The sequence below is a fragment of the Pseudomonas aegrilactucae genome (genome assembly GCF_019168305.1).
GTDB lineage: Bacteria > Pseudomonadota > Gammaproteobacteria > Pseudomonadales > Pseudomonadaceae > Aquipseudomonas > Aquipseudomonas aegrilactucae.
This window is the reverse complement of sequence record NZ_JAHTBI010000008.1, coordinates 83,026-97,887: the sequence shown is the minus strand read 5'-3', so window position 1 is coordinate 97,887 and position 14,862 is coordinate 83,026. Positions and strand designations below refer to the sequence as shown.

At 63.5% G+C, this 14,862-nt stretch carries 19 protein-coding genes; 8 read left to right on the top strand and 11 right to left on the bottom strand.

Annotated features, from left to right (window positions below; translation table 11 throughout):
• Positions 1 to 8: 8 nt before the first annotated feature.
• The gene (locus KUO17_RS02535; protein ID WP_217973465.1) at positions 9 to 1,013 is read right to left on the bottom strand and encodes an NADP-dependent oxidoreductase; all 1,005 of its coding nucleotides are present in this window, start codon (positions 1,011 to 1,013) and stop codon (positions 9 to 11) included.
• A gap of 152 nt (positions 1,014 to 1,165) precedes the next feature.
• Positions 1,166 to 2,359 (bottom strand): benzoate/H(+) symporter BenE family transporter, encoded by a 1,194-nt coding sequence (locus KUO17_RS02530; RefSeq protein WP_217973464.1) that lies wholly within the window; start codon positions 2,357 to 2,359, stop codon positions 1,166 to 1,168.
• 143 nt (positions 2,360 to 2,502) lie between these two features.
• Between KUO17_RS02530 and KUO17_RS02525 the strand changes: the two genes are divergently transcribed.
• Entirely contained in the window at positions 2,503 to 3,105 is a 603-nt protein-coding gene (locus KUO17_RS02525) for a glutathione S-transferase family protein (RefSeq protein WP_217973463.1), read from the top strand.
• 81 nt (positions 3,106 to 3,186) lie between these two features.
• Here the strand turns inward: KUO17_RS02525 and KUO17_RS02520 are convergent, their stop codons facing one another.
• From KUO17_RS02520 to KUO17_RS02500, 5 genes are all read right to left on the bottom strand, one after another.
• Positions 3,187 to 3,558: a glutathione S-transferase N-terminal domain-containing protein gene (locus KUO17_RS02520; protein ID WP_217973462.1), complete on the bottom strand. Its 372-nt coding sequence runs from the start codon at positions 3,556 to 3,558 to the stop codon at positions 3,187 to 3,189.
• Between the two features lie 61 nt (positions 3,559 to 3,619).
• Positions 3,620 to 4,165 (bottom strand): GTP cyclohydrolase I FolE, encoded by a 546-nt coding sequence (gene folE / locus KUO17_RS02515; protein WP_217973461.1) that lies wholly within the window; start codon positions 4,163 to 4,165, stop codon positions 3,620 to 3,622.
• Positions 4,166 to 4,234: 69 nt separating this feature from the next.
• The gene (locus KUO17_RS02510) at positions 4,235 to 4,792 is read right to left on the bottom strand and encodes a Smr/MutS family protein (RefSeq protein ID WP_217973460.1); all 558 of its coding nucleotides are present in this window, start codon (positions 4,790 to 4,792) and stop codon (positions 4,235 to 4,237) included.
• 52 nt (positions 4,793 to 4,844) lie between these two features.
• Entirely contained in the window at positions 4,845 to 5,165 is a 321-nt protein-coding gene (locus KUO17_RS02505; protein ID WP_217973459.1) for a hypothetical protein, read from the bottom strand.
• A gap of 72 nt (positions 5,166 to 5,237) precedes the next feature.
• Complete coding sequence (locus KUO17_RS02500) at positions 5,238 to 5,828, bottom strand: cysteine hydrolase family protein (RefSeq protein ID WP_163943754.1); 591 nt, start codon at positions 5,826 to 5,828, stop codon at positions 5,238 to 5,240.
• Between the two features lie 189 nt (positions 5,829 to 6,017).
• Between KUO17_RS02500 and prmB the strand changes: the two genes are divergently transcribed.
• Positions 6,018 to 6,926 (top strand): 50S ribosomal protein L3 N(5)-glutamine methyltransferase, encoded by a 909-nt coding sequence (prmB, locus tag KUO17_RS02495; protein ID WP_217973458.1) that lies wholly within the window; start codon positions 6,018 to 6,020, stop codon positions 6,924 to 6,926.
• A 54-nt stretch (positions 6,927 to 6,980) separates the two neighbouring features.
• Here the strand turns inward: prmB and KUO17_RS02490 are convergent, their stop codons facing one another.
• Positions 6,981 to 7,772, bottom strand: coding sequence for a hypothetical protein (locus tag KUO17_RS02490; RefSeq protein WP_217973457.1), 792 nt, complete (start codon positions 7,770 to 7,772; stop codon positions 6,981 to 6,983).
• A gap of 106 nt (positions 7,773 to 7,878) precedes the next feature.
• Positions 7,879 to 8,841 carry an alpha/beta hydrolase gene (locus KUO17_RS02485; RefSeq protein WP_217973456.1) on the bottom strand — a complete coding sequence of 321 codons (963 nt, stop codon included), beginning with the start codon at positions 8,839 to 8,841 and terminating at the stop codon, positions 7,879 to 7,881.
• Between the two features lie 141 nt (positions 8,842 to 8,982).
• Between KUO17_RS02485 and aroC the strand changes: the two genes are divergently transcribed.
• From aroC to KUO17_RS02470, 3 genes are read left to right on the top strand one after another with little or no spacing between them, the layout of a single operon-like run.
• Positions 8,983 to 10,074: a chorismate synthase gene (aroC, locus tag KUO17_RS02480; protein WP_217973455.1), complete on the top strand. Its 1,092-nt coding sequence runs from the start codon at positions 8,983 to 8,985 to the stop codon at positions 10,072 to 10,074.
• A gap of 38 nt (positions 10,075 to 10,112) precedes the next feature.
• On the top strand, positions 10,113 to 11,264 hold the full coding sequence (locus tag KUO17_RS02475) for an MFS transporter (protein ID WP_217973454.1): 1,152 nt from the start codon (positions 10,113 to 10,115) through the stop codon (positions 11,262 to 11,264).
• Positions 11,261 to 11,788, top strand: coding sequence for a 1,2-dihydroxy-3-keto-5-methylthiopentene dioxygenase (locus tag KUO17_RS02470; protein WP_217973453.1), 528 nt, complete (start codon positions 11,261 to 11,263; stop codon positions 11,786 to 11,788). The genes KUO17_RS02475 and KUO17_RS02470 overlap by 4 nt, the downstream gene beginning before the upstream one ends.
• 108 nt (positions 11,789 to 11,896) lie before the next feature.
• On the opposite strand, the gene KUO17_RS02465 is transcribed toward KUO17_RS02470, so the two are convergent.
• Positions 11,897 to 12,169 carry a DUF3509 domain-containing protein gene (locus KUO17_RS02465; protein WP_043862711.1) on the bottom strand — a complete coding sequence of 91 codons (273 nt, stop codon included), beginning with the start codon at positions 12,167 to 12,169 and terminating at the stop codon, positions 11,897 to 11,899.
• 273 nt (positions 12,170 to 12,442) lie between these two features.
• On the opposite strand from KUO17_RS02465, the gene KUO17_RS02460 reads away from it, so the two are divergent.
• Both KUO17_RS02460 and KUO17_RS02455 read left to right on the top strand, forming a co-directional pair.
• Complete coding sequence (locus tag KUO17_RS02460) at positions 12,443 to 12,967, top strand: ankyrin repeat domain-containing protein (protein ID WP_217973452.1); 525 nt, start codon at positions 12,443 to 12,445, stop codon at positions 12,965 to 12,967.
• A gap of 60 nt (positions 12,968 to 13,027) precedes the next feature.
• Positions 13,028 to 13,558, top strand: coding sequence for a hypothetical protein (locus tag KUO17_RS02455; RefSeq protein ID WP_217973451.1), 531 nt, complete (start codon positions 13,028 to 13,030; stop codon positions 13,556 to 13,558).
• Here KUO17_RS02455 and KUO17_RS02450 read toward each other — a convergent pair.
• Positions 13,555 to 14,496, bottom strand: coding sequence for a ZIP family metal transporter (locus KUO17_RS02450; protein WP_217973450.1), 942 nt, complete (start codon positions 14,494 to 14,496; stop codon positions 13,555 to 13,557). The two genes, KUO17_RS02455 and KUO17_RS02450, sit on opposite strands and share 4 nt — an antisense overlap.
• A 129-nt stretch (positions 14,497 to 14,625) precedes the next feature.
• Between KUO17_RS02450 and KUO17_RS02445 the strand changes: the two genes are divergently transcribed.
• Positions 14,626 to 14,817, top strand: coding sequence for a PLDc N-terminal domain-containing protein (locus KUO17_RS02445; protein ID WP_217973449.1), 192 nt, complete (start codon positions 14,626 to 14,628; stop codon positions 14,815 to 14,817).
• The last annotated feature ends 45 nt before the right edge of the window (positions 14,818 to 14,862 follow it).

Here is a 14,862-nt window from a genome sequence, read left to right as displayed (position 1 = left end):
CGACACCGTCAGACTTTCAACACCAGCTTGCCAAAGTTCTCCCCGCTGAACAGCTTCAGCAGTGTTTCGGGGAAGGTCTCCAGACCTTCCACCACGTCCTCTTTGCTCTTGAGCACGCCGCTGGCTAGCCAGCCGGCAATTTCCTTGCCGGCCTCGCCATACCGGGCCGCATAGTCCATCACCACGAAGCCCTCCATACGCGCACGATTGACCAGCAGCGACAGGTAGTTGGCCGGCCCTTTCACCGCCTGCTTGTTGTTGTACTGGCTGATGGCTCCACAGATCACCACCCGCGCCTTGACGTTCAGGCGGCTGAGGACGGCGTCGAGAATATCGCCGCCGACGTTGTCGAAATACACGTCCACGCCTTTCGGGCATTCGCGCTTGAGCCCGTGCTGCACGTCTTCAGCCTTGTAGTCGATGACGCCATCAAAACCCAGTTCCTCGACCAGGTACCGGCATTTCTGCGCGCCACCCGCGATCCCTATCACCCGGCATCCCTTGATCTTGGCGATCTGCCCGGCAATGCTGCCTACCGCGCCCGCCGCCCCCGAGATCACCACCGTCTCGCCCGCCTTGGGCGCGCCTACGTCCAGCAGCGCAAAGTAGGCAGTCATGCCGGTCATGCCCAATGCCGAGAGGTAGCGCGGCAGCGGTACCAGTCCGGGGTCGACCTTGTAGAAGCCCTGAGGCTCACCCAGGTAGTAGTCCTGTACGCCAAGAGCACCGTTGACATGGTCGCCCACCGCAAAGCCCGGGTGCTTCGAGGCCACCACTTCACCCACGCCCAACGCCCGCATCACCTGGCCAATAGCAACTGGTGCGATGTACGACTTGCCTTCGTTCATCCAGCCGCGCATGGCCGGGTCCAGCGACAGGTACAGGTTCTTGACCAGCACCTGGCCCTGGCCAGGTTCGCCCACCGGTACGGTCTCAAAGGTGAAGTCGTCGCGGGTCACAGCGCCCGTCGGGCGTTTGGCCAGCAGAAAGTGGCGATTGTTCTGGGCAGTCATGGCAAGGCTCTCTCGAAAGGGCAAACCCTGTTGATAGACCCGCAGTGGCGAATCTTCAAGGTTGTGCCTCGGGGCGAATGGTGGATGATCGATTTCAGTGATATACCATGGCATCTAACATCACCCGGTTCGATAGCGCCTTCCCGCACGGGTCAGGCGTTCTTGCGCCAGTTAAGAATCATCAGCGTCAACACACCCGCCACAATCCCCCAGAACGCCGAACCAATCGAAAACAGGGTAAAGCCAGAGGCTGTGACCATGAACGTGATCAGCGCTGCCTCGCGCTCCCTGGCTTCGCTCATGGCCACGGTCAGGCCGTTCATGATCGAACCGAACAGCGCCAGCGCGGCAATCGACAGCACCAGTTCCTTGGGCAACGCGGCAAACAGCGCGGCCAGCGTGGCCCCGAACACCCCGGCAATGCCATAGAAAACCCCGCACCACACTGCTGCGGTATAGCGCTTGTTCGGGTCTTCGTGGGCGTGTGGGCCGGTGCAGATGGCGGCGCTGATCGCCGCAAGGTTGATACCGTGGGAGCCGAATGGGGCCAGCAGCAGCGAGGCAAAGCCGGTCACTGAAATCAGCGGCGAGGCGGGCACCTGATAGCCGTCGGTGCGCAGCACGGCAACCCCTGGCATGTTCTGCGAGGTCATCGCCACCACAAACAGCGGGATGCCGATGCTGATGGTCGCCGCCAGCGAGAACGTCGGCGTAGTCCACACCGGTGTCGCCACTTCCAGGCTGAAGCCGCTGAAGTCCAGCAGGCCCATGCCGCCCGCCAGTGCCGTGCCTACCACCAGCGCGGTGAGTACCGCATAGCGTGGCGATACCCGCTTGATCAGCAGGTAGCTGAAGAACATGCCCAGTACCAGCGTGGTGCGGTGCTGGGCAGCGATGAAGATCTCGCTGCCGATCTTGAACAGGATGCCGGCCAGCAATGCCGAGGCCAGTGAGGCGGGGATACGCCGTACCAGTCGTTCGAAGCTGCCGGTCAGGCCGCAGATCACCACCAGTACCGCGCAGGTGATGTAGGCGCCGATTGCTTCGCCATAGCTGACCCCGCCCAGGCTGGTGATCAGCAGCGCCGCCCCCGGCGTCGACCAGGCCACCGTGATCGGGGTGCGATAGCGCAGCGACAGGCCAATGCTGCACACCGCCATGCCAATCGACAGCGCCCAGATCCACGAAGAAATCTGCGCGGTGGTCAGGCCGGCTGCCTGGCCCGCCTGAAACATCAGCACCAGCGAGCTGGTGTACCCGGTGAGCATGGCGATAAAGCCGGCCACCACCGCGGAAGGTGAGGAATCGGCCAGTGGGCGCAACTGCGTGGGGGTGGCGTGGGGCATGGTGCAATCCTTGTGCAGGTGTAAGCAGATTTTTCAGACTACCCTGCGATACACCGGGTTATGTCATACAGCAACCATTGTATTTAGCCGTACAGTCGCCAACTATGCAGGGCGTTTCGTTTCAGCATTGAACAGGGGGAGCAATGTACAAGGTCTACGGGGACTACCAGTCAGGCAACTGCTACAAGGTCAAGTTGATGCTGCATTTGCTCGATCTGCCGTACGAGTGGCACGCCGTGAACATCCTTGACGGCGAGACTGAAACACCCGAGTTTCTCGCCATGAATCCCAACGCCAAGGTGCCGGTGCTGGCGCTTGAAGACGGGACCTACCTGTGGGAGTCCAATGCGATTCTCAACTACCTGGCCGACGGCAGCCTGTTCCTGCCCGGCGAGCCGCGCCTGCGCACCCAGGTGCTGCAATGGCAGTTCTTCGAGCAGTACAGCCATGAGCCGTACATTGCAGTGGCGCGGTTCATCCAGTGCTATCTGGGCATGCCGGAGGATCGTGTCGAAGAGTACAAGGGGTTGCAGAAGGGCGGGCACAAGGCCCTGAAGGTGATGGAGAAGCAGCTTCAGTTCACGCCTTACCTGGTGGGCGAGCAGTACTCGATTGCCGATGTGGCGTTGTACGCCTATACCCATGTGGCCCATGAGGGCGGGTTCAAGCTCGATGACTACCCCAGTATTCAGGCCTGGCTCGATCGCGTGGCGTCGCACCCGCGGCATGTGCCCATGATCGACTGATGTGCCGCGTTGCCGGCACGGCCGGCCCCTGCAGGCAACGCATGCCCGCGTGGGCGCCGGCCTTGACGGCCAGGATGTCCGTCAGGCTGCCGCGAACCGCTGGTCCAGGTACGCGATGATCGCCTTGGACTCATACAGCCAGGTGGTCTTGCCGTCTTCTTCGATGCGCAGGCACGGCACCTTGATCTTGCCGCCTTGCTCGAGCAGGGCCTGGCGGTCCTGTTCATTGTTCTTCGCATCGCGCAGCGTCACCGGCACGTTCAGGCGGTGCAACGTGCGGCGGGTCTTCACGCAGAACGGGCAGGCGTGAAACTGGTAGAGGCTCAAGCCCTTGGCTTGCTGCTCGACCTGCGCCTGGGCGGCGGGGTCGCGCTTGAGCTTGCGCGGGCGGCTGATCCAGTCGAGGAAGACGATCAGTTGGCCAAGGCCAACCCGCAGTGCTTTGACGATCATGACAACTCCTCACAATGAAAAAAGCCGACCTGGGCAGGTCGGCTCGAAGAACCTCGGCCGTTTACTTGATCAGGCTGAGGAACTCGCTGCGGGTGGCAGCGTTGTCGCGGAATGCGCCGAGCATCACCGAGGTGATCATCGACGAGTTCTGTTTCTCTACACCGCGCATCATCATGCACATGTGCTTGGCCTCGATCACCACGGCCACGCCCAGCGCGCCGGTCACCTTCTGGATCGCTTCGGCGATTTCGCGGCTGAGGTTTTCCTGGATCTGCAGGCGGCGGGCGTACATGTCGACGATGCGCGCGACCTTGGACAGCCCCAGCACCTTGCCGCTCGGGATGTAGGCAACGTGTGCCTTGCCGATGAAAGGCAGCATGTGGTGCTCGCACAGCGAATACAGCTCGATGTCCTTGACCAGGACCATTTCGCTGTTGTCGGAGCTGAACAGGGCGCCGTTGGTCACTTCTTCCAGGGTTTGGTCATAACCGCGGCAAAGGTATTTCATGGCCTTCGCAGCCCGCTTGGGCGTGTCGAGCAGGCCCTCGCGGGAAACATCCTCGCCCAGTTGGCCGAGAATCGCGGTGTAGTGCTGTTCCAGGGACATGGATCTACCTGTGAGATTTATCGCAAACGCGAAGGTTACGGCGGCTGTGGCGGCGCTGCAAGCACGGCGTTACTCGTCGCGACCTTCCAGCATGGTTCGCTTGAGCATGACATACACCGCGCCGGTCCCGCCATGGCGGGCCTGACACGAGGTAAAACCCAGTACCTGGGCGTGCTGGCGCAGCCAGGTATTGACGTGGCTCTTGATCATCGGGCGTTTGCCGTCCAGGCGTACCGCCTTGCCGTGGGTCACCCGCACGCAGCGCACTTCAAAGCGCGTGGCTTCAGCGAGAAAGGCCCACAGCGTCTCGCGTGCCTTCTCCACGGTCATGCCGTGCAGGTCCAGGCTGCCTTCGAAACCGATCTGGCCCAGCTTGAGCTTGCGCATCTGGCTTTCCTGCACGCCATCGCGGCTCCAGTGCAGGTCGTCTTCCGGGCCCACGTCGATCACGAACTGATCGGACAAGCCGTCCACCACGGCCTGATCGCTGCGCACGGTGGCGGCCTGGCGCAGGCTGGCCAGCTGTTTGCGATCGGTCTTGGGTTTGCCGGTGTCGGCGCGATCATGCCGGATCGGCTTGACGCCGTGCATCTGGCTCTTGAACAGGGAAAAATCGTCGTCTTGCATGTAAGCCTCCGCCTGGGCGGCGCAGTTTACGCGACTCCCCTCAGGGTTGCAGTCAATCGTGTTTCTTCATCAGGTGCGGCGACAGGTTGAGCCCGCGGGCACGGCGCAGGCGCAAACGGCTGCGCCGCCAGAACCACACGCCCAGATACAGCAACAGCACGCCCAGGCCCAATACCACCGCAGCGCTGGCACGGTTGCTGTTCAGTTCGCCCAACGCTTGGGCGTGTCCCAGCAGCCCGGCGACGCCGGCCATGCTCAGCAGCACGCCGAAAATCGCCAGCAGCGCCGAAAAGGCGGTCGCCAGGCGCGCCCCCCAGTTGCGTTGCTCGCGGGGGCGCAAGCGTTTGGCGTCGAAACCATCGGATAACTTCATTCCGATTTCCTCTATGGATATCCGGGGTTGGACCCAAATGTTCCACGGTGGTTCCAGCAGCCTGCCAGGCGGTCAGATCAGGCTGTTGACCGGGGCCACGCAGGCAAAGTTGTCGGCCATGATCGCCATTTCGCTCTGCTGGATCTGCGCGGCCGGTATCACGCCGTCCTTGAAGGGCAGGTCGCGAGTCGCACAGCCGTCTTCCACCAGGGTGCAGCGATAGCCGTAGTCCTTGGCGCGGCGCACGGTGGTGCTGACGCTGGAGTGGCTCATGAAACCGCACACGATCAGGTCCAGATGGCCGTACTTCTGCAGGGTCTCGTGCAGGGTGGTGTTCTTGAACGCGTTGGGCATGCGTTTTTCGATGATGATCTCATCGCCCTGCGGCTCAAGGCCCGGAATGAACTCGCCACGCGGCCCCTGGGGGTCGAACAGGCCACCGACGGTACCCAGATGACGTACGTGCACCACAGGGCGACCGGCCTTGCGTGCAGCCTCGAGCAGCTTGCCGATGTTGGCCACCGCTTCGTCCATGCCCGACAGCGCCAGGGGCCCGCTCAGGTACTCCTTTTGCGCATCGATAATCACCAGGCTGGCGTTGCTCAGCTTGGCCGGCGGGTAACCGCGGCCACTGAGGTGGAACATCGTCGTTGGAACGGACATCAGGGGCTCCTTTGGGTGGGGCTTTTCACCTATTGTCCCCTGCTTGAGCGCTTATGTGAATCGCTTCGCGTACAACAGGCGTGGTTAGTGGCCTGCAGCCATGTGCGCGAATCGCTCAACGGCCCGATTGGCGGGCCCATTTCGCGCACAGGCTGTTAGAATTGGCGGTCGTCTTTAAAGGAGTCTGCCGTGATCACTTCCCGCCTGCGCACCCTGCGCGACCACATTCGTTGGGCTGTCAGCCGTTTCCATGAGCAGGGGCTGTTCTTCGGGCACGGTGCCGATAACGCCTGGGACGAAGCACGCCTGCTGGTGCTGGGCGCCGTGCACCTGCCCTGGGAAGTGGCGGACGCCTACCTGGATTGCCGTCTTGAAGACGACGAGCTGGTCAGGCTGCAGCGCCTGCTCAAGCGGCGCGTGGACGAGCGAGTGCCCACCGCCTATCTGCTGGGCGAGGCGTGGTTCTGCGGCATGTCGTTCATCGTCGACGAGCGCGTGCTGATCCCGCGCTCACCGATTGGCGAGTTGATCGAAAAACGTTTCGAGCCGTGGCTGGCCACCGAGCCGGCTCGCATTCTGGACCTGTGCACCGGCTCCGGGTGCATTGGTATCGTCAGTGCCGAGGTGTTCCCCGAGGCCGAGGTGGTGCTGGCCGACCTGTCGTTCGAGGCGCTGGAAGTGGCCAACCAGAACATCGAGCGCCACGGCCTGGAAGAGCGCGTGTTCACCGTGCAGGGCGATGGCTTTGCCGGGTTGCCAGGGCAGCGTTTCGACCTGATCCTGTCCAACCCGCCGTATGTGGACGCCGAGGATTTTGCCGACATGCCGCAGGAATATCACCACGAGCCGGAGCTGGGCCTGGCCTGTGGTGAGGATGGCCTGGACCTGGTACGGCGCATGCTGGCCGAAGCGGCGGACCATCTGAACGAGAAGGGCTTGCTGATCGTCGAGGTAGGCAACAGCCAGGTGCATGTGCAGCAGCTGTACCCGGAGGTGGACTTTGCCTGGCTGGAGTTCGAGCGCGGTGGGCACGGCGTGTTCATGCTCACCGCCGAGCAGTGCCGCGAGCATCAGGCGGTGTTCGCCTCGAGGGTATGACCCCTTCGCCGGCACGACCGACTCCTGTAGGAGCCGACCGTGCCGGCGAAGCATCTAGCGGTTGGTGGCAATCCAGATCAGCAACCCGGCCTGGAACACCGCAAAGGCCACCAGGCAAGTAATGGTAAAACGTAGCCCGCTGTCTTCACGGCGGTACTTGTTGACACGCTCGTCGCGCTCGCGCAACTGCGCTTCCTTCTCCTGCAGGTTCTGTTCGGCCTGCTGCAGCATGCCCGCCGCATCCAGAATCTCCACCTTCTGCACCTTGTCGCTGTTCCAGCCGCCCTTGAGCTGGCCGGCCTGCACTTCGACGCAGCGCCCCTTCAGGTGCTGGGCATCGGCGTACTCCACCTCCATGCCATGGCTGCGCAGCACATGGTCACGGCGCAGGCGCGTGTCTTCGTTGAGTGCATCCTTGTTGGCCAGGGCCATGCCCTCGACCCGGTAGTGCGACCATTTACGCTGCACCCACTGTACCGCCTGAGACAGCAGGAAGCGCCCCAGCCCGCGGCTCACCGGCTCGATCTGCAGGCCGCTGTCAGGGCCGATCCTGATCTGGTGCAGTTCGTGGTCGACCCAGATATCCAGGCGGTTCTGCTCCTTGCGCACCTTCTGCCCCGGCAGGCGCAACTCCATACGCAACAGGCTATGGGTCTTGCTGTGGCGCTCGGCGTAACCGTACTGCACGAAGCGCAGCGGCCGTGCACCGAGGTTGCGGTCGGTGGGCAGCGGGGCCAGGCGCAGCATCTGGAAATGCTCGGGCGCAACGTCCGCCCACGGCAGCGGGGCAGCTTCGGGGGCTTCTTCGGTCGCGTCTTTGGCGTCCTGGGGAGTGGCTTCGGTCATCACGGCGGTCCTCTTGTGCGCAGCAGGCTGGTCGCAAGGGCGATGCCAGCACCGGCTTATCGGCCGCTTCAGGCAAGACTGGAGACACAATTTGCGCCAATTCGCTTCACGCCGCCGGCAATCGACGAATGAAGGCGACGATTCGCTCGCCCAGCGCGCTGGCCAGCGGCAGTTGCGGATTGCTGTAGCTGTCGCGCTGCGCACTCATGTCGCGCGGGCTGATGCGCAGCACGTGGTTCATGCCGTCGATCAGGGCAAACTCGGCGTCCGGCTTGGCGGCGTGCAGGCGTTCGGCGTCTTCGATGTCCACTTGCACGTCATTGCGCCCCTGTACGATCAAGGCTGGGATGTGCAGACGCGCGAAGGCGGCGGCCGGGTCCTGGCGAAACAGCGAAATCAGGTAGGGCTGCACACTGGGGCGCAACACATCGCGCAGGGCTGGCGGTACCTGGGGGCTCAGTTGACCGGCCTTGAGCTGCTCGATCACGCGCTCACCCGGCGCGCGCTCCTGGGGCGGCAGGCGGTCGCTCAACTGCTCGCGCAGCACCTGATCGATCGGGCGACCGCTGCCGGCCAGCGAGATCACGGCGCTGGCACCGGCCTGCTCGGCAGCGAGGCTGGCGATCAGTGCGCCTTCGCTGTGGCCCAGCATGATCAACCTGCCAAAGCGCGGATCGGCCCGCAGTTTCTGGCCCCACGCCGCGGCGTCGGCCACGTAGCGCTCCACGCTGAGGTTACGCTCGTCCGGGGTGGCCGGGCGGCTTGCGGCCACCCCGCGCTTGTCGTAGCGCACGCTGGCGATGCCCTGGTTGGCCAGCAGCAGCGCCAGGCGCTTGAGGTTGTCGATGCGCCCGCCTGCCGGGTTGTTGCCGTCACGGTCGGTGGGGCCGGAGCCGGCGATGATCAGCACCACCGGCGGTGGCGTGTCGCTGCGCGGCAACAGCAGGCTGCCGTGCAGCGTGCCAGCACCGGTATCCAGACTGATCGGGCGTTGCAGCACCGTCGGGGCTGCCGCTTGGGCCAGGCCGGTGAACAGCAGAAACAGCAGGGCGGTCATGCGCAACATCATCAGGCCACTATCGAGAGGAGTGCCGTTTTGACCCGGCCGGCGGCATTAGGTTCGCCGTCGCAGGTGATCTAAGGGTATACCCTGCGTATACTGATTGGCTTGTTACCCACCCGTTAAAAAGCTGATCGCGGAGCGTCCTGCATGTCCGGCAATACCTACGGCAAGCTGTTCACTGTCACCACCGCTGGCGAAAGCCATGGTCCGGCGTTGGTCGCCATTGTCGATGGCTGCCCCCCCGGCCTGGAGCTTTCGCTGGCCGACCTGCAGCACGACCTGGATCGGCGCAAGCCCGGCACCAGCCGGCACACCACCCAGCGCCAGGAACCCGATGAGGTCGAGATCCTGTCGGGGGTCTTCGAGGGGCGTACCACCGGTTGCGCCATCGGCCTGCTGATCCGCAACACCGACCAGAAGTCCAAGGACTACTCGGCGATCAAGGACCTGTTCCGCCCGGCCCACGCCGACTACACCTATCACCACAAGTATGGCGAGCGCGACTACCGTGGCGGCGGTCGCAGCTCGGCCCGCGAAACCGCGATGCGCGTGGCAGCGGGTGCCATTGCGAAAAAGTACCTGGCCAGCCAGGGCATTCGCATTCGGGGTTACATGAGCCAGTTGGGCCCGATCGAAATCCCGTTCAAGACCTGGGAGTCGGTAGAGCACAACGCCTTCTTCAGCCCCGACCCGGACAAGGTGCCGGAGCTGGAGGCCTACATGGACCAACTGCGCCGTGACCAGGATTCGGTCGGTGCCAGGATCACCGTGGTGGCCGAGGGCGTGATGCCGGGCCTGGGCGAGCCGATCTTCGACCGCCTCGATGCCGAGCTTGCCCATGCGTTGATGAGCATCAACGCGGTCAAGGGCGTGGAGATCGGCGCCGGTTTCGCCAGTGTCGCCCAGCGCGGCACCGAGCACCGCGACGAGCTGACCCCCGAAGGCTTCCTCAGCAACAACGCTGGCGGCATCCTGGGCGGCATTTCGTCCGGCCAACCGATCGTTGCCCACCTGGCGCTCAAGCCGACCTCCAGCATTACCACCCCGGGCCGCTCGATCGATGTCGATGGCAATCCGGTCGAGGTGATCACCAAGGGGCGCCACGACCCGTGCGTGGGCATTCGTGCCACGCCGATCGCCGAGGCGATGATGGCGATCGTGCTCATGGATCACCTGCTGCGCCACCGCGGCCAGAACGCCGATGTGCGGGTTGTCACGCCGGTACTGGGCCAACTGTAATGCGCCTGCCTGACGTTCGCGCCACGGCCTGTTGAGCCGTGGCGCCGATTCCCTACTGGCGGTTGTCCAGCTTCTACCTGTTCTATTTCGCCTTGCTGGGTTCTACAGCGCCGTTTCTGGCGCTGTATTTCGATCACCTAGGGTTTTCCAGTGCGCGGATTGGCGAGCTGGTGGCGATCCCCATGCTGATGCGCTGCGTGGCGCCGAACCTGTGGGGCTGGCTGGGTGATCGCAGTGGGCAGCGCCTGCTGATCGTGCGCCTGGGCGCGCTGTGCACGCTGGTCAGTTTTTCGCTGATCTTCGTGGCCAAGAGCTACGCCTGGCTGGCGCTGGTGATGGCCTTGCACGCGTTTTTCTGGCATGCGGTGCTGCCGCAGTTCGAGGTCATCACCCTGGCGCACCTGCAGGGCCAGACCTCGCGCTACAGCCAGGTACGCCTGTGGGGATCGATCGGTTTCATCCTGACTGTGGTGGCGCTGGGGCGGCTGTTCGAATGGCTGAGCCTGGACATCTACCCGGTGGCGCTGGTGGTGATCATGGCCGGCATCGTGCTGGCCAGCCTCTGGGTGCCTAACGCGCAGCCCCCGGGCCAGCACGAACGCGCCAATGGCGGCGGCTTCCTCAAGCAACTGGCCAGCCCCGGTGTGGCGGCATTCTATGTGTGCGTGGCGTTGATGCAACTGAGTCACGGGCCGTATTACACCTTCCTCACCCTGCACCTGGAACGCCTGGGCTACCTGCGTGGCACCATCGGTATGCTGTGGGCGCTGGGGGTGGTGGCCGAGGTGCTGATGTTCCTGGCCATGAGCTGGATCCTGGCGCGGTTCTCGTTGCGGCGTGTGCTGTTGGCCAGCTTCGTGCTGGCGGCGTTGCGCTGGTTGTTGCTGGGCTGTTTTGCCGAGCACCTGGGCGTGCTGCTGGTTGCGCAACTCTTGCATGCCGCCACGTTCGGCAGTTTTCATGCCGCCGCGATTGCCTTCGTGCAGCGCAGCTTCGGCGCGCGTCAGCAGGGCCAGGGCCAGGCGTTGTACGCGGCGCTGGCCGGCACTGGCGGCGCCTTGGGCGCCTTGTATTCGGGCTACAGCTGGAATGCGCTGGGCGCCACCACCACCTTTGGTATTGCCAGCATCGCGGCGCTGGCCGCAGCCGTTATCATTGCGTTTCGAATGAAAGAGGAAAAGGCCCCATGAGCAGCCTGAGCGTGTATCACCAGTCCACCCCGGACATCCCCAACAAGGTGCTGACCCACTTTGAAGACATTGCCGCGACACTGGCCGAGCATGGGGTGCGGTTCGAGCGCTGGTCGGCGCAGGCGCCCGTGCAGGCAGGTACCGGGCAGGAAGGGGTGCTGGCGGCCTACCGCGGGCCCATCGACAGGCTGATGACCGAACGTGGCTATCGCCACGTCGATGTCATCAGCACCCGTGGTGAGCAGGCCACCGAGCTGCTCGACGAGCACACCTACGATGAAGACCTGGTGCGTTTCTTCGCGGCCGGACGTGGCCAGATCAGTGTGCGTTCGGGGGAGTATGTGTATGCCGTTTACTGCGAGAAGGGCGACCTGATCGTGGTGCCAGCGGGTACGCGGGTATGGATCGATGGCGGCGAAAATCCGCATTGCGTGGCGGTGAGGCTGTTCAATCAGCCGCAAGGGTTGGTTGCCCGCTTGAGCGGTGACAAGGTGGCGCAAGGTTTTGCGCGGTTGGACGACTGAGCGCGGCGCTGCATTCGCTGGCAAGCCAGCGCCCCCACGCACCACGCCGGTTTTCAGAGCGGTGGAGCAGTTGTGGGAGCTGGCTTGCCAGCGAAGGCCGCGATGCGGTCAACGATAGGTTGGCAACGCAAACCGCTGTTGGCTCTGCAGCATCGAGATCACCGGCAGTTCACTGGCCTGCTCGGCCAGGTCACGACGAATCGCGCTGATCGCCCACGACAACTGCTCGGCACTGTGCAGTTGGCCATACGAAATCGAGCGTTTGACCTGCTTGCCGTCGGCTGCACGCAGCGTCAGCAGCACGCCGCCATCGGGGCGGGCCTGGGTGGTGACGTCGTAGGCGGAAAATACCGAGGCAAATTTTTGCTGGATGAGGTCCATATCAGCTCCTGACTGTTGTGTGGCAGACATGGAGTGATGGTTGCAGTGACCGTGCCAGTCGTTTGAAATTAAAAATACCTTTAAAAACAGTTACTTATGTATTTTATCGAAAAGGGGTGTCGTGCATTGTGCATGGTCATGCATTTTGCACAGTGCATTTTGCAGGGTGCGTGCGCCAATAGATTTGCTCTGTCGCTGCGATGGGTTATCCACAGTTGACCGGAAGCCTGCCCTGACAAAGACTTGGGCTCTATCGCAGCCAGGAGGTTCCCTATGTCCGACCAACACACCCCGACCACCATGAACGATGACGAAGCGGCGGCGTTTGCCGAAGAAGTGTTCGATCGTGCACGCAAGGGCGACGCGGACATGCTGGGCCGCCTTCTGGAAAAGGGCCTGCCGGTCAACCTGCGCAACGGCAACGGCGACACCTTGCTGATGCTGGCCAGCTACCATGGCCACCTCGATGCAGTGTCGGTACTGCTCGCCCATGGCGCCGATCCCCAGATAGCCAACGACAAGGGCCAGTTACCGATTGCCGGTGCTGCGTTCAAAGGCAACCAGGCCATGATCGAACTGCTGGTGGAGCAGGGCGCCGAGATCGATGGTGCCTCGGCAGACGGGCGCACCGCGCTGATGCTGGCCGCCATGTTCAATCGCACCGCAATCGTCACCTACCTGCTCGGTAAGGGCGCCAACCCCAACCACCGTGATGCCCAGGGCACCACTGCGCTGGTCGCTGCACAAACCATGGGTGCAGTGGACACCGCGGCCCAGTTGCAGGCGCTGGCCGGTTAACCCATCTGGGGCGTTTGCGGCTATCCTTGGCGACTTTTTTCCGTGTCGCAGGGCCCCTTCATGAAAAACCAACTGGTCGAACTCATCGGCAAAATCAGCTCTGGCTGCCTGGCCGAAGACGAGGTCGCGCGCATCGCCGACGAAGCCGCCCAGGCCTATGCCGACCCGCAAGGGTTTCTGGCGGCCAACCCCGACATCAACTACGACGACAGCTTCCCGATCCCGCTGGGTGAATGGGTAGTGGTCGGTAGCCTGCCCGAGACCGTGCTGTTCCAGGCTGACACCTACAACGACCTGTTCCAGCAGATTACCGAGTCGTTCGGCAAGGACGTCGCCTTCAACCTCAAGCCCAAGCAACTGGCCAAGGTCGAGCCGCTCACTGCGCTCAACCGCATCCAGGTGCAGATGGGCAGCATGAACAAGGAAAACGGTGGCTATACGCTGATGAACATCAGCCAGTTGCTGGATGACGAGTTGCAGATGGTGCTGGTGTACGGCAATGACGTACCGCGGGTGCTGGAGCTGTGTGCCGAGGTCGGTATCGCCGCAGCGCCTGCGCTTGAGGCGCTGCGGGTGGCGGTACACGTTTAACCCAGCGCGGTATCCAGAAACATCATCACCGCAAAGCCGCCCATCAGGCCCAGGGTGGCCGAAGTCTGATGGCCATTGCGGTGGGTTTCCGGGATCACCTCGTGGGAGACCACAAAGATCATCGCGCCGGCCGCCAGGCCCATGCTCACCGGGTAGGCAATCGCAAAGCCGGTGGAAATGCCCAGGCCGATGACTGCACCAATCGGCTCCATCAACCCCGAGCCCACCGCCACCAGCGCCGCCTTCAGGTTGGAAAGGCCCGTGGCGCGCAAAGCGAGGGCCACCGCCAGGCCTTCGGGAATGTCCTGAATGGCGATCGCGCTGGTCAGCGGCAGCCCGACATTCAGGTCACCGTTGGCGAAGCTCACGCCGATGGCCATGCCTTCGGGCAGGTTGTGCAGGGTGATCGCCAGCACAAACAGCCATACCCGGTTGATGCGTTCCGATTGCGGGCCGCAGGGGCCGGTGCTTTCGTGCTCATGCGGGGTGAAGCGGTCGAGCCCCAGCATCAGCAGCACCCCCAGCCCCATGCCGACCACCACGGTCAACGCCGCGAAGGGACCGTTGCCGGTGATCTCGCGGGCCGCTTCCAGGCCCGGCAGAATCAGCGAGAAGGAGCTGGCGGCGAGCATCATGCCGGCGGCAAAGCCGAGCATCACGTCCTGTGAACGGGCGCTGACATCGCGCAGCACCACCGCCAGCACTGCGCCCAATGCGGTAGCGGCAAAGCCGGCGAGGCCACCCAGTACGGCCATGTGCAGGTTGTCCTGATTATCGCCGTGCACCGCGTTCCAGGCGCTGGCCAGCAGCAACCCGAGTACTGCCAGCAGGCTCAGGCCCAGCCCGGCGCTTAGCCAGGGGGCGGCTTGCGCCTGCTGTAGCCAGGCGCTCCGGAGCGAAGGAGAGGAGGGGCTGCTGTGGCTGTGGGCGGGGGGCATGGCGGACCTCGGGCGGTAAATCGAAAAGTCGAGTGTAAACACGGTCGTGCAGCGCTGACGAACGCTTTGCCTCTATGGCCGCGATAGCCAGCTACGCTCAGTGGCAGGTGCACTCATGGGAGTATCGGCATGGGATCTACGTTCAATGGGCTTGTGGGCCTGATCATCCTGGCATTGGATATCTGGGCGATCATCAATGTGATCAAGAGCGGTGCCGGTGGCGGGGCCAAGGTGTTGTGGATCTTGCTGATCCTGCTGCTACCGGTGCTGGGGCTGATCATCTGGGCGATTGCCGGGCCCAGGGGCAACGCAAGGCTCTAGCAGGACCTGCAGGGGCCAGCCTTGCTGGCCAAGGGCGCGACGCGG